At 50.5% G+C, this 23223-nt stretch carries 20 protein-coding genes and 1 tRNA gene; 10 read left to right on the plus strand and 11 right to left on the minus strand.

Going from position 1 to position 23223, the window contains the following annotated elements; translation table 11 throughout:
- Nucleotides 1-19: 19 nt before the first annotated feature.
- The 9 genes from arsA to OGY01_RS09580 form a co-directional block, all read right to left on the minus strand.
- Nucleotides 20-1771, minus strand: coding sequence for an arsenite efflux transporter ATPase subunit ArsA (gene arsA / locus OGY01_RS09540; protein WP_286492979.1), 1752 nt, complete (start codon nt 1769-1771; stop codon nt 20-22).
- 17 nt (nt 1772-1788) lie between these two features.
- Entirely contained in the window at nt 1789-2151 is a 363-nt protein-coding gene (gene arsD / locus OGY01_RS09545; RefSeq protein WP_286492980.1) for an arsenite efflux transporter metallochaperone ArsD, read from the minus strand.
- A 45-nt stretch (nt 2152-2196) separates the two neighbouring features.
- Nucleotides 2197-2550, minus strand: a complete 354-nt coding sequence (arsR, locus tag OGY01_RS09550) for an As(III)-sensing metalloregulatory transcriptional repressor ArsR (RefSeq protein ID WP_286492984.1) — start codon at nt 2548-2550, stop codon at nt 2197-2199.
- A 159-nt stretch (nt 2551-2709) separates the two neighbouring features.
- Nucleotides 2710-3150 (minus strand): protein-tyrosine phosphatase family protein, encoded by a 441-nt coding sequence (locus OGY01_RS09555; protein WP_286492986.1) that lies wholly within the window; start codon nt 3148-3150, stop codon nt 2710-2712.
- A 45-nt stretch (nt 3151-3195) separates the two neighbouring features.
- Nucleotides 3196-3675 (minus strand): arsenate reductase ArsC, encoded by a 480-nt coding sequence (locus tag OGY01_RS09560; RefSeq protein ID WP_286492988.1) that lies wholly within the window; start codon nt 3673-3675, stop codon nt 3196-3198.
- Nucleotides 3676-3679: 4 nt separating this feature from the next.
- Nucleotides 3680-4051: an ArsR/SmtB family transcription factor gene (locus tag OGY01_RS09565; RefSeq protein ID WP_039186030.1), complete on the minus strand. Its 372-nt coding sequence runs from the start codon at nt 4049-4051 to the stop codon at nt 3680-3682.
- Between the two features lie 353 nt (nt 4052-4404).
- Nucleotides 4405-5979, minus strand: a complete 1575-nt coding sequence (locus OGY01_RS09570; RefSeq protein ID WP_286492989.1) for a hypothetical protein — start codon at nt 5977-5979, stop codon at nt 4405-4407.
- Between the two features lie 555 nt (nt 5980-6534).
- Nucleotides 6535-7749: a tyrosine-type recombinase/integrase gene (locus OGY01_RS09575; protein ID WP_286492991.1), complete on the minus strand. Its 1215-nt coding sequence runs from the start codon at nt 7747-7749 to the stop codon at nt 6535-6537.
- Nucleotides 7750-8048: 299 nt separating this feature from the next.
- Nucleotides 8049-8143, minus strand: a tRNA-Sec gene (locus OGY01_RS09580).
- A 289-nt stretch (nt 8144-8432) separates the two neighbouring features.
- Here OGY01_RS09580 and OGY01_RS09585 point away from each other — a divergent pair.
- From OGY01_RS09585 to OGY01_RS09625, 9 genes are all read left to right on the plus strand, one after another.
- Nucleotides 8433-9815: a glycoside-pentoside-hexuronide family transporter gene (locus OGY01_RS09585; RefSeq protein WP_286492993.1), complete on the plus strand. Its 1383-nt coding sequence runs from the start codon at nt 8433-8435 to the stop codon at nt 9813-9815.
- 11 nt (nt 9816-9826) lie between these two features.
- The gene (gene yicI / locus OGY01_RS09590) at nt 9827-12145 is read left to right on the plus strand and encodes an alpha-xylosidase (RefSeq protein WP_286492996.1); all 2319 of its coding nucleotides are present in this window, start codon (nt 9827-9829) and stop codon (nt 12143-12145) included.
- A gap of 254 nt (nt 12146-12399) precedes the next feature.
- Entirely contained in the window at nt 12400-13953 is a 1554-nt protein-coding gene (locus OGY01_RS09595) for a BglG family transcription antiterminator (RefSeq protein WP_045448858.1), read from the plus strand.
- Between the two features lie 26 nt (nt 13954-13979).
- Nucleotides 13980-14450 carry a PTS sugar transporter subunit IIA gene (locus tag OGY01_RS09600; RefSeq protein ID WP_045448857.1) on the plus strand — a complete coding sequence of 157 codons (471 nt, stop codon included), beginning with the start codon at nt 13980-13982 and terminating at the stop codon, nt 14448-14450.
- A 19-nt stretch (nt 14451-14469) separates the two neighbouring features.
- Nucleotides 14470-14790, plus strand: a complete 321-nt coding sequence (locus tag OGY01_RS09605; RefSeq protein WP_045448856.1) for a PTS fructose transporter subunit IIB — start codon at nt 14470-14472, stop codon at nt 14788-14790.
- Nucleotides 14791-14816: 26 nt separating this feature from the next.
- Entirely contained in the window at nt 14817-15908 is a 1092-nt protein-coding gene (locus OGY01_RS09610) for a PTS fructose transporter subunit IIC (protein ID WP_045448853.1), read from the plus strand.
- A gap of 11 nt (nt 15909-15919) precedes the next feature.
- Nucleotides 15920-16771: a class II fructose-bisphosphate aldolase gene (locus tag OGY01_RS09615; RefSeq protein WP_045448851.1), complete on the plus strand. Its 852-nt coding sequence runs from the start codon at nt 15920-15922 to the stop codon at nt 16769-16771.
- 80 nt (nt 16772-16851) lie between these two features.
- Entirely contained in the window at nt 16852-17712 is an 861-nt protein-coding gene (locus tag OGY01_RS09620; RefSeq protein ID WP_048223132.1) for a ketose-bisphosphate aldolase, read from the plus strand.
- A 49-nt stretch (nt 17713-17761) separates the two neighbouring features.
- The gene (locus OGY01_RS09625; protein ID WP_045448848.1) at nt 17762-18445 is read left to right on the plus strand and encodes a D-lyxose/D-mannose family sugar isomerase; all 684 of its coding nucleotides are present in this window, start codon (nt 17762-17764) and stop codon (nt 18443-18445) included.
- Nucleotides 18446-18537: 92 nt separating this feature from the next.
- Here the strand turns inward: OGY01_RS09625 and OGY01_RS09630 are convergent, their stop codons facing one another.
- On the minus strand, nt 18538-20247 hold the full coding sequence (locus tag OGY01_RS09630) for an AsmA family protein (RefSeq protein WP_045448846.1): 1710 nt from the start codon (nt 20245-20247) through the stop codon (nt 18538-18540).
- 121 nt (nt 20248-20368) lie between these two features.
- Complete coding sequence (xanP, locus tag OGY01_RS09635) at nt 20369-21760, minus strand: xanthine/proton symporter XanP (protein ID WP_286492998.1); 1392 nt, start codon at nt 21758-21760, stop codon at nt 20369-20371.
- Between the two features lie 225 nt (nt 21761-21985).
- On the opposite strand from xanP, the gene gltS reads away from it, so the two are divergent.
- Entirely contained in the window at nt 21986-23191 is a 1206-nt protein-coding gene (gene gltS / locus OGY01_RS09640) for a sodium/glutamate symporter (protein WP_045448843.1), read from the plus strand.
- Nucleotides 23192-23223: the final 32 nt, after the last annotated feature.

Raw genomic sequence — 23223 nt, forward strand, 5'->3', positions numbered from 1 at the left:
CCCTGAATGATGGCAATAATTAACCCGCGAGTTGTTTGAGTTTGTCGATACCGGTTGGTTCTGACGCCAGTACGGGGACAAGTGCTACACGGCTGGCATGCAGGTTTTTAACGCTCTCGATCTGCGGACGTTCCTGCTGAGCCCGCAAGCGGAGCAGGGGGGAACGGGTATCAGCTATGGAAAGGCTGTTATTGATAATCCAACCCCAGGGGTGAATTCCTGCACGTTCAAGGTCGGCCTGTAAATTTGCCGCCTCAAGTACTGGCGTGGTTTCCGGTAGCGTGACCAGTAACACTTTGGTTCTCTCCGGGTCCTGCAATTGCATCATCGGGGTAGTGAAATGGCCTTTCTCTCCCATTTTCTTAGCAATTTCACGGTGATACGCCCCGGTAGCATCCAGCAACAACAGCGTATGCCCGGTAGGCGCGGTATCCATAACAACAAATCGTTTACCCGCTTCGCGGATCACACGTGAAAAGGCCTGGAATACCGCAATTTCTTCGGTGCAGGGAGAACGTAAATCCTCTTCGAGCAGGCGTTTCCCTGCATCGTCCAGATCTCTTCCTTTTGTCTCAAGGACATGCTGGCGATAGCGTTCTGTCTCCTCGTGAGGATCTATCCTGCTGACCTGCAGATTGTTAAGACTACCGTTCAGGGTTGTGCTGAGGTGCGCTGCTGGATCTGAGGTTGTCAGATGGACATCAAATCCCAAATCCGCCAGTCTGACGGCAATGGCAGCCGCCATCGTAGTTTTCCCTACACCACCTTTACCCATCAGCATGATCAGCCCATGCTCGCTACGGGCAATATCATCGACTAATGCTGAGAGCGAAGGAATATCAGGGCATTGCTGAATGTATTCTTCAGAAGAAGATGCCGTCTCTGGCTGAGAGGAGAGAAGTCCACTTAATGCAGACACGCCGACCATATTGAGCGGTTGGAGGAATAACGTGTCAGTTGGCAGCCCGGAAAGATCTGAAGGGAGATTGGCCAACGCCTCCTGTTCACGGTCCCATATTGCTGCAGCCAGTGTATCGTTTGCAGCTTCAGTTTTGGGCAGAACGCCGTTAATGACCAGGTACTGATTTTTAAGGCCGATTGCGGCAAGTTCCAGATGAGTTCGGGCGACTTCCTGCAGGGTGGATTTTTGCAGTCGCGCAACTAAAACCAGTCGGGTACACGCTGGATCAGACAACACTTCAACGGCATGGGCATACTGTTCGCGCTGCTTTTCCAGGCCAGCCATTGGCCCAAGGCAGGAAGCGCCATCCGGATTACTTTCAATAAAGCTGCTCCAGGCTCCGGGAAGCTGAAGAAGGCGAATAGTGTGGCCGGTCGGTGCGGTATCAAAGATGATATGGTCAAACCGGGTCAGTAGAGATGCGTCAGTTAACAGCCCAGTAAACTCATCAAATGCAGCAATCTCTGTTGTGCATGCTCCCGACAACTGCTCGTTGATGCTACTCACAACGTCATCAGGCAGGATGCCTTTAATGGGGTCAACGATTCTGGCCCGGTACTGTTGAGCAGCGGCCTGCGGATCAATCTCAAGTGCCGACAATCCAGGAACAGAGGCTATTGGCTGAATGGTATTGCCAATAGTCTGGCCAAAGACCTGACCTACGTTTGAGGCCGGGTCAGTACTGACAAGCAGCACCCGTTGACCCTGTTCTGCCAGACGGATCGCCGTGGCGCAGGAAATAGAGGTTTTACCCACGCCTCCTTTACCAGTAAAAAACAGATAAGGGGGGATGTTCTGTAAGAATTTCATATGTCCTCCTGACACACTTAACAACAAGAAGTATTACCACCACAGCAGCCTGAAGCCGCTAATCCCACTTTCTCCAGCGGAATGCCAAACCAGCGAGCCAGTTCAGCGCGTTTTGGGTAACGTCCTGCCATCACCGTTTCGCCATTCAGCAACAACAGTGGAAGACCTTCTGCTCCAGAAGCTTCAAGGAATGTTTTCACCTTCTCATTCTGAACGAAGCTCATCGGCTGTTGTGCCAGGTTGTAACGTTCGACCTGAACACCACGCCCTTTCAGCCATTGCACATCTGCAGAAAAATCAACCAGAGTCTGATCAACATCTGTACCGCAGACACCGGTGCTGCAACACAACGCTGGGTCAAATACAGTTAACGTTTTCATTTCAATACCTCACATTTGATAAAGCATATATGTTCAGGCAAATTTTTAGATGCAAACAGCCTTACTGCTACCAGCACAGTTAGCTGAAGCCAGCTTACGGGCGATGGCCTGAACGTCGTCCTGTTGGCTTAACCAGGCCTGCTCAATAATCTGAGCAGCCCAGGAAGGAATATGTGGAGATAAGCGGTAGTGAACCCATTTCCCTTGTTTTCGATCAAGAAGAATCCCGCTTTCTCTCAGCATCGCCAGATGGCGGGAGATCTTAGGTTGTGACTGATCCAGCGCCGAGCAAAGATCGCATACGCACAGCTCTCCCATTTCCTTGAGCAGCAACACGATACCCAGACGGGTTTCATCGGACAGATTCTTGAAGAGTTGAAGTGATGAAATTGGTGGCATAAGTCCTCCTGCTTTTATGAAGTAGTGTCCTCCCACTGCTGCATGATGTCAAAATTATATTTGGATATCCATATGTGTATTGGGTGACTCAGCTTGCATTAAGAACGAAAAACTCCAGCATGACGCTAGTATGAGCAGCAGAAAACTGGAGTATTTTCTTTAGTTGGGCTCAGGGTAGAGCAGACCTAACGCCTGATACTGAATTGGCTTGATATTGAGTACCGGTCGAATAGATTTAGCCCGCTCAACCGCTTCCGGTAAGGTTTTGCTGATTTTTAATTCCAGCAAGACGCCCGCTGCCACAGTTCCAGTCCGTCCCCTGCCTGCGCCACAATGAAATGCCACTTTATGACCATTTTGATAGGCATCCACTACCGCGAGAATTGCATCACGGAACAGTTGCTCTTCAGGTTCTTCGGCATGATCACTCAATGGAATATGTACCCACTGCACCTCTGGTTGATGTGCAGCACAGCCCGTTGATTCGGCACGTAAATCAACCACCACTTCGATGCCATCTTCATCCACCATCTGCTGGATATCATTAGCGCCGCCACAATAAATATGGCCCGGTATTAGTGCATGATATAACTTGCTCATGTAATTGTTTTCGCTCCTAATAAATTAAAAAAATAGACTAAATACTTAACCCGCCAGATTACCGATACGGTCCAGCTCGGCTTTCAGCATGGTTTTATCCTGCCGCAATTTTGCCAGTGGAAGAGCAAAAAACGCCTCGATACGCGCACGCAGAATGGTATATGCCGTGACAAAAGCCGCATCGATTTCCTCGTCCGTCCCTGTGACATGAGCAGGGTCCTCAACTCCCCAATGAGTTCGCAATACAGGCCCCAAATAGGCCGGGCAGGTTTCATTGGCAGCATTGCCACAGACGCTGATTACGATATCCGGTACATCAGGTAGGTTTTCCCACGACTTGCTGGAATATCCCTCGGTGGCGATGCCTTCACGAGCCAGTAAAGCAAGTGAGCGAGGGTGCACCTGACCCGTCGGATGACTCCCGGCACTCATCCCATGCCAGCCTTCTGGTGCAAGATGGTTGAATGTCGCTTCGGCGAGAATGGATCGACAAGAGTTACCGGTACACAGAAACAAAACGTTCATTAGACTAGTCCTCACAATTTATCCTGGTGGGTGCCGGTGGTTCTGTGGATGAGCAACTGGGATCTGAGTACAGAGATATGCATTTTTCCGGATGACCAGAACAACACTCTTCAGTCAGGAAAGTTATCAATTCCAGCATCAAGGGGATGTTGGCCCGATAACGCTGGAAACGTCCTTCCTGCTCAACCGATAGCAATTCGGCACGGGTCATAGCCTTGAGATGAAATGACAAATTATTTGGAACAATGGCAAGGCTTGAGGCAATTTGCCCCGCGACCATCCCCTGTGGTCCGGCTTTCACCAGCAAGCGATAGACATCCAGTCGGATGCCAGAAGCCAGGGATTCAAAAACTTGAGTTGCGGTGTCTTTTTTCATAATTCAATGCTACAAGAACTATTGAAGTAATCAACCGGATTTTATAGGCTGGTAGCCTCGTAACAATTTCCGATTAAGTGTCAGGTAAACATCAGGGGATGCACCCTAGTGATTACCCCCAGTTAGAGGTACTCTGTGATGTAATACTTTGCAGATGAAAAGATAATTTCTATCGTAAGTCTGGGTTACACGCTGGATTGATATACTGATGGATTATGTGCGAACTCTATTTTAAATATGAACTAGAAGTAAGACTGGTTAAACTGAGTACTTTCTACATATATTGCAATTTTAATTCCTCAGCCAACCCGCTGAGGAATTTTTAAAGTATTTTGAGGTTTATCATTTTAGAACTATAAACCGGATGCAAATCTCCACGGTGATTTTTTACTTGCCAGTGGTTCTTTTTTAAATGTATCAATAAAGTGCTTCTCAAACACGCGTATTAAGGCAGAGTCACGCGTAAGAGTTATATACTCACGGACTTCATGAGCATCTTTTATTATTATTTCATAGCGTCTGCGAAGGCTATTATTATCCTTAAATACTTTCAATGAATTCAGCGACTCTTCACTCAACTTTCCAGTGGTCCAGAATTCAACCTGAATATCAATCTTCGGATCAATACTACAGGCATACTTATGGAACACGGGCACCTGCCGAGTTATCCAGTGTAAAACATCCTTGTGAAGCACCTCTGAGTAAGGTCGGTAGCCTTTGCATTCTATGAATCTGATTCTTTTATGTCCTTCCTGAGCTAAAACGTCACAGTCAGCTCTTTTTCCATCATCCAATCTGCACGATACGCCTAACCTAACATCACGAACGCTCGCACTGACGGCCTGTGCAACAATATACTCAAATAAGTCACCCTGCAGCTGCTGCGTAGCACCTGCAATGTGAGAGAGTTGCGTCATTATCTCCTCAAGAGTGCTTAACTCAAATGAAGAGGAAGCTGATGGTAAAGATAGCCACACTAGCAGCTCCCCAAGCATACGCAATGCTTTAGCTGTTTCTTGGCTGAACAGATTATCAACTGTAGCGGGAATTATTCCCTGTGTTTTAAGAGCCTGAAAAGCGTCCTTTGAATACTCGTCGGCAATAAACATAAACAGGCTCTTTCCGACGTTAGGAAGGCTGTTTATTGATCTGCATTTGTTGATGAAAGGGGTTATATGGTTAAGTTCAAGCTTTCCGTTAAGAAGCACATCACAGCCCAAAAAACCGGATAAAATTCCACCATCCCTTTTCTGCTGAAGCATGGGGGAAAGATAACATGGGGCAGACAGGTCGAACGGAAAACCAGAAACTGCAGGAACGGCAGCTTCCGCATCCTCACGAGTTCTGAGTGCATCGTGGCTTACCATTCCGAGGTTTTTTAACCACTGCGACGCCGCTTTAATCAGAATTGATTCTGTGATGATGCGTGATTTAACATATTTGCTGGCTGCATCGTAACGAGCATCATCAGCTTCTCGCAGAGCGATGCATTCACCCATCTCTGCCACAGGTATTCGCTTGATCAGACCATGTTTGCTCAACCCTTCTAATATAGCTTTATGTGACAGTCGTTTGCTCATGTAGTCAGGTGAGCCACAGGCTGCTGCGAAATGCTTAACTGGGATGATACCTCCCCGCGCCAACAAAGCGCCGATGGCGTATCCATATCCGGACTGTACTGACTGAAGAGCATTGGTTAAAGCATCCCAGTAATAGTCAGCGCCAAACTGAGATGGCAAATAGAGGAAGGTTTCTCGCCTTGGAAACAGGCCATTCAGAGCTTTAATTGTGCCTGCAGCTGTTGCCCGTGAGATCTGTTTTCTTGCGGTAACCCGATTTAGGGATGTTTTCTCGCATAGCAAATCACATAAGGTTGAGCTGAGAGAGGGGCCGTTTTGTTTCAGCAAGTCGTTAAGGCTTATAGGCATATGTCACACTGCGTATATTATAATTACAACCTAGTGGATGATAGGAACAAAAGAAGACTTAGGCAATCTTTATGAAAATAAACACTTTTTTTCATATAATTTTAAGACAGAATATTATTCGTCACAGGCACTACATTTCGATATTTAAATTTGTGTTTTTTTGTGCATTAATTGCTCATATCTTAGGCGATTTAGTATGGAGTTTTTGGGCTGTGAATCTGCATTATGCCATAAGTGGATATCCAAATAGCTTGATAACAGCACTTCAGTGAAGTCATCAATATTCAGTTTTTGCTGCCTTAATAGTGTTCTGATGTTATGGAAAATACTACCCATGTCCAGAATTTGCCCGAGAGTAATTGCGCACCTGATGGCTTTCTGAACCGCATGTTTTATTTGGACACTATAGCTTTACCGCTTAGGTATGACGTCCGCTTCATGCTGTGAGTTCAACTGTCCGATTTAACCTTGCTTTGATTTTTCAACTATTGCATTAGATAGCACTATCGTTTACACATCCATCCAGGTGTCTGGATGGATGTGTGGCATATTTTATTATGCTGTTTTTCCAAATACCCCTTTGGTAACAATACCTTCTTTTCCTAAATCACCAATGTAATCTGCATACCACTGCATCATCTCCCTACGCCCATCCAGGTACTGTGCATGGTTATACGTCCCGCGAATCGCATTCTTATCTACATGCGCAAGCTGCGTTTCAATCCATGCTGAATTAAAACCCTGTTCATGCAAAATGGTACTCATCGTGTGGCGGAAACCATGCCCCGTAAGCCTGCCCTTGTACCCCAGCAACTCAATAACCTGATTTACGCTCTCTTTGCTAATTGGTTTACGCGGATCGTTCCTGCCGATAAAGACGAGTGGGAGATGTTTTGAGATTGGTTCAAGTAACTTAAACAATGCAATCACCTGCTCCGACAGCGGCACAATGTGAGGTCGTTTCATCTTCATCACTTCCGCTGGGATCTCCCATAATTTCTTCTCAAAATCGATATCCTCCCAGCGTGCAAAACGCAGTTCTTGTGTGCGAACACCGGTTAACATAATGATCTGAGTGGCAGTTTTAGTGATAATACTGCCGGTATAGCCCGCCAGATCGTTAAGGAAATAAGGAAGTTCATTGGCAGTAAGGAAGGGGAAATGTACTTTTTTCGGTGTAGCTAAAGCACTGGCAAGATCGGGGGCCGGGTTGTATTCAGCTCTACCAGTGACAATTGCATAGCGAAACACCTCACCACAACGCTGGCGGACCTTGCGCATTTTCTCCAGAGCTCCGCGTTTTTCCATTTTACGCAGTGCTTCCAGTAACTCCATTGGTTTGATTTCGGCAATAGGGCGCTTGCCAATGTAGGGAAAAATGTCTTTCTCAAAGGTATCGATGATTTCATCACGATAGCGTAATGACCAGCGATCGGCTTTCGTCTGATGCCACTCGCGAGCAACGGCCTCGAAAGTGTTTTTCAGAGTCATTTTCTGGGCGATTTTTTCCTCTTTCTTTGTCTCACCCGGATCGCCTCCAGCGGCGAGAATTTTTCTGGCTTCGCTGCGTTTTTCGCGCGCGTCGGCCAGCGAAACATCGGGGTATACGCCAATAGAAAGCATCTTTTCTTTACCGGCGAAGCGGTACTTCATTCGCCAGTATTTTGAACCATTAGCGTTAATCAGCAGATACATACCACCGCCATCAGCCAGCTTATAGGGCTTTTCTTTTGGCTTCGCGGTTTTCACTTTAACATCGGTTAGCGCCATGACATCCTCCGGCTTATGATGAATTCATGTTCCTGAGGGGATTTCTGCCAGAAACTAACCCGATACCCCCAATGCACCCCTTGTATAACAAAGATGTTGTTAAAAGCCATTGTTATGTATCACATTTTTGACATTATGGGGGTGCTGATATTATAAGGGAAAATAACACCCCCTAAAGCACCCCCAAAAACAACTTGATGTGGGTTGAAGTCGGTTGACTTCGGGATACAAGGAAAGCTTGATATATAAGGGATTAGAAGGGGATTTATTGACTTCGGGAGAGTTCAGTAGAAGTTAATTGGCGGAAGATCACAGGAGTCGAACCTGCCCGGGACCGCTGGCGGCCCCAACTGGATTTGAAGTCCAGCCACCTCACCGGAGATGACGATCTTCCGCGCCTCGATTGCTACATGGAGGCGGGGCGCATTATAGCTACTTCCAGGAGTTTCCACACCCCCCCACTCACTTTTTTAACTTCCCTTTCTCTTTACCATGACCGTTTTCAAATAAACCTCTACAAAATCCAATACTTACATTTAGACATATTTTTTCGACGCTACTCCGATCACAGAAAGCAAGAATCGTAAATTGATTACAAAATATTGGAATGTTCGCGCTCACAAGGATGGTTTACAACGTCTGTAACCGGTTTCAGCTACCTTACGGTGTTAAAGGATAAAACAATGAAGAGCGAGATATTGTCCGTCACAGAGAAGATTGGCTATGGAATGGGTGATGCCGCCAGTCATATTATTTTTGATAACGTTATGTTGTATATGATGTTTTTTTACACTGATATCTTCGGTATCCCCGCCGGTTTTGTCGGCACTATGTTTTTGCTGGCGCGCGCACTGGATGCTATCTCAGACCCGTGCATGGGACTGATTGCCGACCGTACCCAATCGCGCTGGGGTAAGTTCCGCCCGTGGATCCTGTTTGGCGCGATTCCGTTTGGCCTCGTTTGCGTGCTGGCATACACCACGCCGGACCTCAGTCTGAATGGCAAAATGATTTACGCCGCCGTCACCTATACGCTGCTGACCCTGCTCTACACCGTGGTTAACATCCCTTACTGCGCGTTGGGCGGCGTTATTACCAAAGACCCGACTCAACGTATCTCACTGCAGTCCTGGCGCTTTGTGCTGGCGACGGCGGGCGGCATGCTCTCCACGGTGCTGATGATGCCGTTGGTAAACCTGATTGGCGGCGAAAACAAAGCATTGGGTTTCCAGGGCGGGATTGCTGTGCTCTCGGTCATTGCATTCCTGATGCTGACCTTTTGCTTCTTTACTACCAAAGAACGTGTTGCAGCACCTCCGGGTAATAACTCAATGCGGGAAGATCTGCGCGATATCTTGAAGAACGATCAATGGCGCATCGTCGGATTGCTCACCATTCTCAATATCCTGGCTGTCTGCGTACGCGGCGGGGCAATGATGTATTACGTCACCTGGATCCTGGGCACGCCGGAGGTGTTTGTCGCCTTCCTCACCACCTATTGTGTCGGAAATCTGATCGGCTCTGCGCTGGCAAAACCACTTACCGACTGGAAATGCAAAGTGAGCGTCTTCTGGTGGACCAACGCCCTGTTGGCGGTTATCAGCCTGGCGATGTTCTTTGTGCCGATGCACGCCACTATCACCATGTTCATCTTTATCTTTGCGATTGGTGTGTTGCACCAGTTGGTGACGCCTATCCAGTGGGTAATGATGTCTGACACCGTTGACTACGGCGAGTGGTGCAACGGCAAGCGCCTGACGGGTATCAGCTTCGCAGGGACGTTGTTTGTGCTCAAGCTGGGCCTCGCACTCGGTGGGGCGCTTATTGGCTGGATGCTGGCTGGCGGTGGCTACGACGCCGCAGCGAAAACCCAGAACAGCGCCACCATCAGCATCATTATTGCGTTGTTCACCATCGCCCCGGCGATCTGCTACCTGTTGAGTGCCGTCATTGCCAAACGCTTTTATACCCTGAAAACCCCGTATCTGACTGAAATTATGAGCCAGTTGGCTCAGGGGGCACGTCGCAATCAGCAGGACTTTACGACCAAAGAATTTCAGAACTAAAGGAACAGACGATGAAAATTAGCGATGGAAACTGGCTGATTCAGCCTGGGCTAAATTTGATAAACCCGATTCAGGTATTCGACGTTGAGCAGCAGGGAAGTGAGATGGTGGTCTACGTTGCGCCGCGCGATGTACGTGAGCGCACCTGGCAACTCGATACTCCACTGTTTACCCTGCGCTTCTTCTCGCCGCAGGAAGGGGTTGTAGGCGTGCGTATGGAGCACTTCCAGGGCGCGCTGGATACAGGTCCGCATTATCCGTTGCATGTGCAGCAGGATGTGCCGGTAGTAATGCAGAACAATGCCGAATTTGCCGAACTGAAGAGCGGTAATTTGAGCGTGCGCGTTACCAAAGGGGAGTTCTGGTCACTCGATTTTTTACGTAACGGCGTGCGTATTACCGGCAGCCAGTTGAAAAATAACGGCTATGTGCAGGATACCAACAGCGGGCGCAACTATATGTTTGAGCGTCTGGATCTGGGCGTCGGTGAAACGGTCTACGGGTTGGGCGAGCGCTTTACCGCGCTGGTGCGTAATGGTCAGACTGTAGATACCTGGAACCGCGATGGCGGTACCAGTACTGAGCAGTCTTATAAGAACATCCCGTTTTATATCACCAACCGTGGCTACGGCGTACTGGTGAACCATCCGCAGTGCGTATCGTTTGAAATCGGCTCCGAGAAAGTCTCAAAAGTGCAGTTCAGCGTGGAGAGTGAGTATCTGGAATACTTTGTGATCGACGGGCCAACGCCTAAAGCGGTACTGGAGCGATATACCCGCTTTACTGGCCGTCCGGCGCTGCCTCCAGCCTGGTCATTCGGCCTGTGGCTCACCACCTCGTTCACGACCAACTATGATGAAGCGACAGTAAACAGCTTTATTGACGGTATGGCGGAGCGTAACCTGCCACTGCACGTTTTCCACTTCGACTGTTTCTGGATGAAAGCATTCCAGTGGTGTGATTTCGAATGGGACCCGGTGACGTTCCCGGACCCGGAAGGGATGATTCGCCGCCTGAAAGAGAAAGGGTTGAAGGTCTGCGTATGGATTAACCCGTACATTGGTCAAAAATCCCCTCTCTTCAATGAGCTGAAAGAGAAAGGTTATCTGCTCAAGCGGCCTGACGGTTCTCTGTGGCAGTGGGATAAATGGCAGCCCGGCCTGGCGATTTATGATTTTACCAATCCCGCAGCCTGCGAGTGGTACGCCAGCAAGCTAAAAGGTCTGGTGGATATTGGTGTGGATTGCTTCAAGACCGATTTTGGCGAACGGATCCCCACGGATGTACAGTGGTTCGACGGTGCCGATCCGCAGAAAATGCACAATCACTACGCTTTCATCTACAACGAACTGGTGTGGAACGTGCTGAAAGAAACTGTGGGTGAGAAAGAAGCGGTGCTGTTTGCCCGTTCCGCCTCCGTGGGCGCGCAACAATTCCCGGTGCACTGGGGGGGTGACTGCTACGCCAACTACGAATCCATGGCGGAAAGCCTGCGCGGTGGATTATCTATCGGCCTTTCCGGCTTTGGTTTCTGGAGCCACGATATCGGCGGTTTCGAAAATACAGCGCCCGCGCACGTCTATAAACGCTGGTGCGCGTTTGGACTGCTTTCCAGCCACAGCCGCCTGCACGGCAGTAAATCCTACCGTGTGCCGTGGGCATATGACGACGAGTCCTGTGATGTGGTGCGTTACTTCACCGAACAGAAATGCCGCATGATGCCGTATCTGTACCGTGAAGCCGCCCGCGCCAGTGAACAGGGTACGCCGATGATGCGCGCGATGATGCTGGAGTTTCCGGACGATCCGGCGTGTGATTATCTCGACCGTCAGTACATGCTGGGCGATAGCATCATGGTCGCACCGGTGTTCTCGCAGGCAGGGGATGTACAGTTTTACCTGCCGGAAGGACGCTGGACACACCTGTGGCATAATGACGACGTGCAGGGCAACCGGTGGCATAAGCAACAGCATGGCTTCCTGAGCCTGCCGGTCTATGTGCGAGACAACACCCTGCTGGCGCTAGGCTGCAATAGCCAGAAGCCTGACTATGCCTGGCACGAAGGGACGGCATTCCAGTTATTCCAACTGGAGGAGGGCCGGGAAGCCATCTGTGAAGTCCCGGCGGCTGACGGCTCGGTTATCTTCACGCTGAAGGCCACGCGTGCGGGTAACACAATTACTGTGCAAGGTGTCGGCGAAGCGCGTAACTGGACGCTGTGCCTGCGAAATATCCTGCAGATTAGTGGCGTGAAGGGCGGTTCATCTGCGGGCAGCGAATGGGGCGTGGTTGTGACGCCTGACAGCAATGAATTAACCATCACGTTATAAATTTTTTATCCTCCCTCTCTCTGATAAAGAGGGAGGGTTTTTGCGAGCGTTATCACTATAACTCTGGCAAAAAATGTGATCTGCGCTGTAAATATCTCACTATTTCTCTTTTTTGTCTTATTTCTGTCCGGAATACAGGACACGATTTAGTATTGTTGCAACATCGTAGGCCTTTTATATTTATCATCACGGATTGCAAGTGGAGCGTCAGTGCTTCGTTAGATATTTAATCTGGTGTGTGATAAGGGTAAATAATGCAAATGATTACCTCGCGACAAAACAGATTATTAAAATTTCTTCTGCCCCGGAAGGAATATGTCACGCTGCTGAAAATCGCTGAATACTTAGCTGTTTCAGAAAAAACTGTGCAACGCGATCTGCGGATGCTGGAGCAGTGGTTATCGGAATGGAAAATATCCATTGATAAACGTACTGGCGCAGGTGTGATGCTGATTGCCGATAATATTACTGATATTTTATATTTGGATCAGTTATTAGGTGCCGAGGGCGATGATGTTGATGGAATGATGAATAATTCACGGCGCGTAAAGATAGCATCACAATTATTAAGCGAAACGCCGCATGAAACATCTATCAGCAAATTATCTGAACGTTATTTTATCAGTAGCGCATCGATTGTTAACGATCTGAAAGTCATTGAATCATGGATAACCCCGCTGGGATTATCTTTGATTCGTAGCCAAAGCGGAACGCACATTGAAGGCAGCGAGAGTGGTGTGCGTCAGGCGATGGCCTCGTTGATTAATGGTGTGATTAACCATAATGAACCCGGCAGCGTCGTTTATTCTCGCCTTGATTCAGGTAGCTATAAAGCGCTAGTGCATTACTTCGGTGAAGAAGACGTTTTATTTGTACAAACGCTGTTGCAGGAAATGGAGAATGATCTGTGTTGGTCGTTGGGTGAGCCTTATTACGTCAATATTTTTACTCATATTCTGATCATGATGTACCGCATCACACGGGGGAATGCGTTACCGAGAAAAGATGAAAATATTACCTCATTTGACGAGAGCATCTTTTCCATTGCCAGCCGCATGATCCAGCATATCGAAAAACGTATTGCGCACCCGCTGCCGCAAGACGAAGTCTGGTTTATTTATCAGTACATTATCTCTTCTGGCGTGATGATTGAAGAACATAACGATGTGAGCGTAATTGGCCATATGCACTCCAGCGATGAGGCGCGGTTGATTACCTGGCGGCTGATAGCGACATTTGCAGAGATGGTCGACAGCGACCTCAGTCAGGACGTTGCGCTGTATGACGGGTTACTGATTCATATTAAGCCGTTGATTAACCGGCTGAACTACCATATTCGTATTCGTAACCCGCTGTTGGATGACATCAAAGGAGAGCTGGAGGATGTCTGGCGTTTAACACAGTGCGCGGTGAATCGGGTGTTTAGCGGCTGGGGCGACCGGGCTGTATCGGAAGATGAAGTTGGGTACTTAACTGTGCATTTTCAGGCAGCAATGGAACGCCAGATTGCCCGCAAGCGGGTGCTACTGGTCTGCTCAACGGGTATCGGTACTTCTCACTTACTCAAAAGCCGCATTTTACGCGCCTTTCCGGACTGGACCATTGTGGGTGTGGTGTCGGCAGGAAGTTTGCCCTCCGTACTGACGGAAGATATTGAACTGGTGGTTTCAACAATAAATTTACCCACCATTGCGATGCCTGTCGTGTATGTTACCGCGTTCTTCAATGATGCTGATATTAAACGGGTTACTGAAACGGTTATTACTGAAAAATTACATCGTGCGACGTCGCTGGTCGTTGAAAATTAATGTCTGAACTCCATGAGGTATGATTGATGGACATAACGAAAATACTCAATACAAATCGCGTTATTTTGGACATGAAGGCTACAAATAAAACGGAGGCCATTGAGGAACTGACTGACCTGCTGCAAAAAGATGGTGCGATTAGCTGCCGGGATACGTTTATTCAGGACGTCTGGCAGCGTGAGTCTGAAGGCTCGACTGGTTTTGAAAATCATATTGCTATCCCGCACGGTAAATCTTCGGCGGTGGTCAATACTACTCTGGCTATCGGGCGTACTCGTCATGATATCCCGTGGGAAACGCTTGATGGCAGCAACGTGCGGTGCATTATTTTATTTGCCGTTCGTCTTGAAGATCAAAACACAACACATATTCGTCTGCTCTCTCAGGTTGCCGGGGCGTTAGCAGATGACGAGATTATTGAGCAGTTACTGATCGAGCGCAGTCCACAAAAAATTATTGAGTTGTTTAGCCAATATGCTGAGTCGAATGTCTGCTAAATAAAATGTGGAGCATCTTATGAATATTGTTTGTGTTGCCGCTTGTACGGCGGGTATTGCGCACACTTATATCGCCCGTGAAAAGTTAATAAAAGGCGCAAAAGCGCTTGGCCATAATATCAAAGTTGAAACCCAGGGCACCATCGGCACGGAAAACGAACTGTTGGCAGGTGATATTTCTGCCGCTGATGTCGTCATTCTGGCTGTGGATGTCAAAATAAAAGGGGAGGAACGTTTTATAAATAAACGTATTGTGCGAGTGAAAACAGAAATAGTGATAAAGTCGCCAATTCAGTTTCTTGAAAAGGTCGAAAAATCATTGGTTAATTTGAACCAGTAGCGATCCTCATTCTGGAGGGATCTCACATGAATGAAAATAAAATACCGCTATCTCAGGAAATAAAAAAACATTTGTTAACGGGAATCTCGTGGATGATCCCGTTAATTGTTGCCGCAGGGATTTGTATTGCCCTTGGGCAAATACTCGGTGGCACAAATGTTGGTGAAAAAACCGGGACAATACCGTGGATGCTTAACCAGATTGGCGGTTGGGGGATGGGATTAATTGTTCCGCTGATTAGTGCGGCAATTGCTTACTCTATCGCCGACCGCCCCGGATTCGCGCCGGGTCTGATTGTCGGTTTTGTCTGCGGTGAAATTCATACCGGTTTTATTGGCGGGATGCTGGGCGGATTTCTTGTCGGCTACACCGTGTTGCTGCTTAAGCGTTATATCCGGTTGCCGCAGTCGATGCAGGGGTTGATGCCCATTATGGTGTTGCCGGTATTGAGCACCGTGATTGGCGGTCTGTTGATGATGACGCTGATTGGCAAGCCAATTGCCTGGCTTCAGGAAGCGCTGATTCATTTGCTGGAGTCCATGCAGGGCGGCTCGCGTTTTCTGATGGGCGCAATCCTCGGCGCAATGGCGACATTCGACTTTGGCGGCCCGGTGAATAAAACCATGTCACTGTTCGCCGATGGCATGCTGGTAAGTGGCGTATATGGCCCGGAGGCCGTGAAGTTTGTCGGTTCGATTATCCCGCCGTTCGGCATTACGCTCTCCTTCCTGCTGACGCGTCACAAGTACACCCGTGCTGAACGCGAAGCGCTGAAAGCGGCGTTCCCGATGGGGATTTGCATGATCACCGAAGGGGTCATTCCGATTGCGGCGCGCGACCTGCTGCGCGTGGTGGGGTCCTGTGTGGTGGCCTCCGCGGTGGCGGGCGGCCTGATTATGGTGTGGGGCGTAGAAAGTCCTGTCCCGCACGGCGGCATGTTTGTTGTCCCACTCTTCACGCATCCACTGCTGTTTTGCCTGGCGTTGGGCATCGGGACAGTTATCTGTGGCGTCATGCTGTCGCTGTGGAAGAAACCAGTGACCGAGCGTGACGAAGAGTTTGACGAACTTAGCGATCAAAAACTGAAAGACGAAGATATCACCTTCACCCTGGAATAACCGGAGGCCGTATGTTTGCCGATATGAAAAGCATGGTGACGAAAGCCTGGCGTGGGCAGTACGCACTGCTGGCGATCAATTGTATGAACCTGGAAAGTGCCAGAGCTGCGGTGCGGGTTGCTGAGAAACACCGTGCGCCCATCATTCTGAATCTGTACCAGGGACATCTGGATCATTTCCCTGCCTCACTGGCGGCAGCGGTCGTTAAAACACTAGCAGAAGAAGCCTCTGTACCTGTCGCGTTAGCACTTGACCATGGAAAGGATCCTGTACGCATTCGCCAGGCTTTCCGCGCCGGATTTAGCGGTTTGATGATCGACGCCTCTGCGTTTGCGCTGGAAGAGAATATTCGCCAGACCAGGGCGGTGGTGGAACTGGCCGCCAGCGCAAAACTTTGCGTTGAGGGGGAACTGGGCCATCTGGCCGATGCGCCGCGCTATGACCATGCGACGAACGTCGATTTGATGACTCAGGTCGCAGATGTTGCGCCGTTTATCCAGCAGACAGGTATCGACTTACTGGCCGTTTCAGTCGGAACGGCGCACGGCATGTACGCGCCTGGCATTACCCCTGCCATTGATTTCCAGCGTCTTGAGGAGATCGCCCGTATGTCGACCGTGCCGCTTGCTCTGCATGGCGGTAGCGGTACGCCGTTTGACCAGCTCCAGCGTTGCCCGGCCTTTGGCGTTGCCAAGATCAACGTTGGGGCGGCTGTCTTTGAGGCAGGAAAAGCGGCATTGCTGCATACCCTCTGTCGGGACAAATCCTGTGAACTGGTTGATGCTCTGGCGGTGATGGAGCAGGCCAGCGAGGAAGCCATAATTCCGTACCTGCAGGCCAGCGGCGCTATCGACAAAGCCTGATTCGTTTTCTGTAACGCCCTCTATGCCTCTGCGATAACGCACTGGCAGGGCTTTCTACACCCTGAAACTGGAGAATTACCATGTTAGTTTCGATGAAAGAATTACTGCAACCTACCCGTCAGCACGGTTTTGCCATTGGCGCCTTTAACGTTGCAGATAGCTGTTTTGTGCGTGCTGTGGTGGAAGAAGCGGAAGCGACCAACACACCTGCGATTATCTCCATCCACCCTAGCGAGCATGATTTCCTCGGTGATGCGTTTTTTAGCTATGTTCGTGATATCACGATGCGCAGCCCGGTACCGTTCACTCTGCATCTGGATCACGGTGCCTCGGTAGAGCATGTCCTGCGCGCAATTCAATGCGGGTTTACCTCCGTGATGATTGACGGCTCGCTGCTGCCGTATGAGGAGAATGTGGCACTGACGAAGGAAGTGGTCAGACTGGCGCACGCGGTAGGTGTTTCTGTTGAAGGTGAGTTGGGAACGATTGGTCAGACCGGGACGTCAGTAGAAGGCGGTGTCTCGCAAGTTACCTATACCGATCCTGCTCAGGCAGAGGATTTTATTGCCCGTACGGGGGCCGACACGCTGGCGGTGGCGATTGGTACCGCACACGGGATCTACCCGAAAGGTATGCAGCCTGAACTGCAAATGAACATCCTGCGCGACATCGCTGGACGGCTGGATATTCCGCTGGTTCTGCACGGCGGCTCAGCGAATCCGGATGCGGAAATTGCCGAATCCGTCACGCTGGGGGTCGGAAAAATCAATATTTCCAGTGATATGAAATACGCCTATTTCCAGAAAGTCCGTGAAATCCTGGCAAAAGAGACCTGGTGGGACCCAAATGTAATCTATCCGGAAGCGATCAGCGCCGCACGGGATGTGATCCGTCACAAAATGAAACTGTTCGGCTCCACCGGAAAAGCGTCACTTTACTAACCGCATGCAGGCGGGGTGACCCGCCTCTTTCGCAACAAGGAAAAGTGGAATGAAGCGTTCTCAAATAAATTATGCCGTTGATAAAGCGCATGCCATCGCCGAGACCTTTCGGGTGTGTCTGCCTGATTTTGCCTATTTTACCGCCGATGTCTGGCGACAGCAGGATAGAGCGGAGTGGTGTGAAGTACTCGATCTCAGGTTGGGCTGGGATATTACCGACTTTGGTCGCGGGGATTTTTCGCAAACGGGGCTGACGTTGTTGACGTTGCGCAATGGCTTGCTGGGTTCAGCCAACTACCCCAAACCGTATGCCGAAAAGATGCTGCAAATTCAGCAGGATCAGCAAACTCCGTGGCATTTTCATACGCATAAAATGGAAGATATCGTGAATCGCGGCGGTGGTGATTTATGCATGCAGCTGGCGTGGGCCACGCCCGATGCACAGTACGACGGTCAGCGAATAGTTGATGTCAGCGTGGATGGTCAACGGCGTACTTTCAAGCCCGGCGACACTCTGGTGCTGAAGCCGGGGCAGAGTGTCTGCCTGCCGCCGCGTTTGTACCATCGCTTCTGGGCTGAGAAAGCGTTTGTGCTGGGTTGGGAAATTTCGATGGTGAATGACGACCTGCAGGATAACCACTTCCTTGAGCCAGGCGGGCGCTTCCCGGCGATAGCTGAGGATGAGCCAGTAAAATGGTTGTTATGCAGTGAATATGATGGTTTACGGGAATAGCCCGTCACCGGATGGTGGCTTGGTCTTATTCGGCTGGCAAGGAGGCAAAATCGCAGGCCCGGTAAGCGCAAACGCCACCGGGCAATCTGGTTTTATTGCGCAGGCGACGGGGACGTAACTTCCCCGCCAGACACGACGCCTGCCTGCATGGTTTGCGTCATCTGTTGTTGTTGCGCATTCACCGCATGCAACTGACCGTTCACTGTTGGCTTCAACGGTGCATCTGCCAGAATGTTACCGCTGGCGATGAGCTGGATGTTGCCGTCACCGGAAAGCGGCAGTGCAGGCCAACCCCACTGTTGCAGGATAGTCATTGGCACACCGCGCCCGTTCAGGCTGACTTTTGTCTGGCGCTGTGGTAGCTGCGAGATGCTGGCGGTGGCTTCCAGCAGCCCTTTCTCGGTATACGCGCTTAGCTCGCTGATGTTAACCGTGCTGCTGTTCGCTGTGAGTGCCAGCGAAGGACGGCGAACGTCGGTGCGGTTGAATGTAGCAGCAGCGGCATTGAGCGTGGCATTACCGCTCCAGATCCCCCATTGATTGTTTTGCACCAGCCCCAGGTTAGCGCCGTAGCCATCCAGCGCGGTAAGTTGCCACGGGAACGCTGGATCGATATCAATCACGAGGTTACGGCTGGCGCTGAATTTCTTCAGGGTCAGGCTGTTCAACCAGGCTGGCAGCGGTTTCATCCACTGCTGCTTCCAGTTTTCCGGAAGCGTGTATTCCAGCCCGGCAATCGCGGCATCGTCGAGGATCAGCGCTTTGTTGTTGCGCAGCCAGTTGCCGGACGTTCTGACCATGCCGCCTTCCCAGCGGGTTGTGAACTGGCGAAGTGCAATGCCTTGCGGTGAGAACTCGGCGTTCAGAATAGGATCGTAGAAGTGCAGTGAACCGTAGATGAACTCACTGGCGTTCATCGACAGTTTACCTTCCTGTGTCTGCCAGTCGTCCTTGCTGAAGGTCATGTTGCGCAAGCTAAGGTCGAGATCCGTTACCGCCCAGTCAGGGCCCTGCAGACGGGCATCCGTCACCTCAAGGCGACCTATTTGCAGAGAAGGAATGGTGGTTAACGGCGCGAAAAAATCGGCCAGTGATTTATCGCTCTGTAGTCGGATATCATTCAGACGCAGATTCTCCACTACCCAACTGCCGTCGGCATTCCGCTGTGCCACACCGGTTAATGCACCGCGTGCCACATCTGCACCAATGTTGCTTAACGTCACCCGTTCATGGTCGATACTGCCTTCAATCAGCACGTTAGTGGTGGGAACATCGTTCAGCGTCAACGAGCTGGCGCTGAGCTGGATTTGCGCCTTGTTGCCGAGAATTTTACCTGCCTCAGGACTCCAGGGGATAACGCCACCGTTCACGCGCTGGGCGCTCAGGTTCCACGCACTGCCGGGGCTGTTAAGCGCCATATCCTGCAATTGCAGGCGATCGGCCTGAAATGGAAGCGGCGCAGTTTGCTGGGAAAGATTGAGCGTACCGTTTTGCAAAAGAATGGTGTCAACGTGCAATGGATCGGTGATTTGACGGCTACTCAGCCCAATATCGACCATTTTTGCGACCAGAGTGGAAGGCTGCCCGTCCCGACCAAAGGTGACGTTTTCCAACAGAATGTGGGAGGGTGCGGAAAACCGGTGATCGATGGCATCAAAAGTCAGGTGGTAGCTGCTATTCTCCGATACCCAGGCGCTGACATGCTCTGCGCCCCAGCGGGTTTGCAGTAGAAAATAAAGGCCGAGGATCACCACTGCAAAAGCGATCAGCACGTAAAGAAGCAGCTTTCCAATAAATTTCATGGTCTTCCATCCCGCGAAGTGCACATAGTCAAGTTATGCACGATTTATGCGCAATGCTCAAGGCGGGAATGGTGAAAGAGCGTTACAGCGGCGTTGATTCTGAATCAACGCCGCACTTCGCTTAGGCTTTCTCTGGCGGGAAAATCAGGTTCAGGACGATAGCGGTGATACCGCCAGCGGCAATGCCGGAGGAGAGTAAGTTTTTCACCCAGTCAGGAGCAAACTGCAGGATCAGCGGCTGCTGGGAGACGCCAAGACCGACCGCCAGCGACAACGCGATAATCAGAATGGCGCGGCGATTCAACGGCTCGCGTGAAACAATGCGTACCCCGGATGCTGCAATGGTACCAAACATGACCAGCGTAGCGCCGCCCAAAACGGGTTCTGGAATGTGCTGCACAAAACCACTTACCGCCGGGAACAGGCCCAGTGCGATCAGCATCAGCGCGACTACAAAGCCGACATAGCGGCTGGCGACGCCGGTTAACTGGATGACCCCATTGTTCTGCCCGAAGCAGGAGTTCGGAAAGGTGTTGAATACGGCGGAGACAAATGAGTTCAGACCGTTAGCCAGTACGCCACCTTTCAGACGCTTCATATACAGCGGGCCGGAGACGGGTTGTTCGGAGACATCGGACGTGGCCGTAATATCACCGATGGTTTCCAGCGAAGTGATCATAAAGACCAGCATCAGCGGCAGCAGTAGGTTCCAGTCGATACCCAGACCATAGTACAGCGGTGTTGGCACCATGATGAGGTCCTGGCTTACCGGTGCGGTATTTTGCGGCAGCATGTCCATAAACCAGGCCAGCAGGTAGCCCGCGGCCATCGCAATTACCAGTGACGCAACGCGCAGGTATGGGTTGCGCTGGCGATTCAGAATGATAATGAGTGCCAGTACGACACCTGCCAGCATCAAATTCTTCGGTGCGCCAAAGGTGTTATCACTCATCGCCGCGTAGCCGCCACCAATCGATGTCAGGCCGACCTGAATCAGCGACAAGCCGATGATCATCACCACCACGCCGGAGACCAGCGGGGTAATAATACGGCGCGCCAGATGCAGTACACGAGAAATAACCATTTCAGTGCAGCTTGCCAGCATTAACGTGCCAAACAGCGCTGCCATCATAGTAGGGGCATCGGCACCACCGGTTTTCAGCGCCGTGCCGCCCATAATCAGCGGCGCAACAAAGTTAAAGCTGGTGCCCTGAATGGATAACAGCCCCGAGCCAACTGGCCCCCAGGCTTTAATCTGAATGATGGAAGCTACGCCAGATGCGAACAGCGACATACTGATAATGTGTTGAGTATCCTGAGCCGGTAAACCGAGCGCCTGGCAGATGAGCAGGGCAGGCGTGATAACCGCGACGAACATCGCCAGCAGGTGCTGACAGGCGGCAAACAGGGTCTGGGCTAGCGGAGGGCGATCTTCAAGACGGTAAATCAGTTCACTGTTGTGAGTCTGCGCAACCGGTTGCGCATTTGCTGACTCTACGGCGTTAACGGACATCAGAGGCAATCCCATGGTGGAAAAGCGGTGATTTTATCTGACCAGGGCGTAAAAGCAAACGTTTGCCAGTAACTATTGCTAATATTTAAAACGGATAAACAAACATTTTTATATAACTTTTCATCATTTTCTGCTTAAAATCCACCCCGATAACTCATTAAGAGCTAAAAATCGATCTGGAATGCATCGTGCGTGACTGTGCTAAACGCACTAATGGAGCTGTATATGTTTTACCTCGATACTTTATCAACACTGGTTGCTGCAACCCTGGTGTTGCTGCTGGGGCGCAAGCTCGTCCAGTCTGTTCCCTTCCTGAAGAAATACACCATTCCCGAACCTGTAGCGGGTGGATTGCTGGTGGCGATCGCGCTGTTGGTACTGAAAAAAAGTATGGGCTGGGAAGTCAATTTTGATATGACGCTGCGCGATCCGCTGATGCTGGCGTTCTTTGCGACTATCGGCCTGAACGCCAATATCGCCAGCCTGCGAGCCGGTGGGCGCGTGGTGGGAATATTTCTGATTGTGGTGGTAGGTTTGCTATTGATGCAGAACGCCATTGGTATTGGGATGGCAAGTCTGCTCGGCCTTGACCCGCTGATGGGGCTGATTGCCGGTTCGATAACGCTCTCTGGCGGCCACGGCACCGGAGCAGCGTGGAGCAAACTGTTTATTGAACGCTATGGTTTCACCAATGCCACCGAAGTGGCGATGGCGTGCGCAACGTTTGGCCTGGTGTTGGGCGGACTGATTGGTGGTCCGGTGGCGCGCTATCTGGTAAAGCACTCCACGACGCCGGACGGTATGCCGGACGATCAGGCGGTTCCGACCGCGTTTGAAAAACCGGATGTCGGGCGCATAATCACCTCTCTGGTGCTGATTGAAACCATCGCGCTGATTGCTATCTGTCTGACGGTCGGAAAAATCGTTGCGCAATTGCTGGTGGGAACGGTACTGGAACTTCCGACTTTTGTTTGCGTGCTGTTTGTGGGGGTGATCCTCAGCAATGGCCTGGCGTTAATGGGCTTTTATCGGGTATTTGAGCGTGCGGTTTCGGTGTTGGGTAACGTTAGCCTGTCGCTATTCCTCGCGATGGCGTTGATGAGCCTGAAACTGTGGGAGCTGGCTTCACTGGCACTGCCGATGCTGGCTATCCTCGTTGTACAAACCATTTTCATGGCGCTGTACGCTGTATTCGTGACCTGGCGCATGATGGGTAAGAACTATGATGCAGCGGTGCTGGCGGCAGGACACTGTGGTTTTGGTCTTGGCGCGACGCCGACGGCGATTGCCAATATGCAGGCAATTACTGAGCGTTTTGGTCCGTCGCATATGGCATTTTTGGTGGTGCCAATGGTGGGGGCGTTCTTTATCGATATTGTCAACGCGCTGGTGATTAAGCTGTATCTACTGTTGCCGATTTTTGCGCAATAAAGGCTGTGCGGCGGTGTGATAACCGCCGCTGC

Source organism: Citrobacter sp. Cm038 (assembly GCF_030333105.1).
GTDB lineage: Bacteria > Pseudomonadota > Gammaproteobacteria > Enterobacterales > Enterobacteriaceae > Citrobacter > Citrobacter murliniae.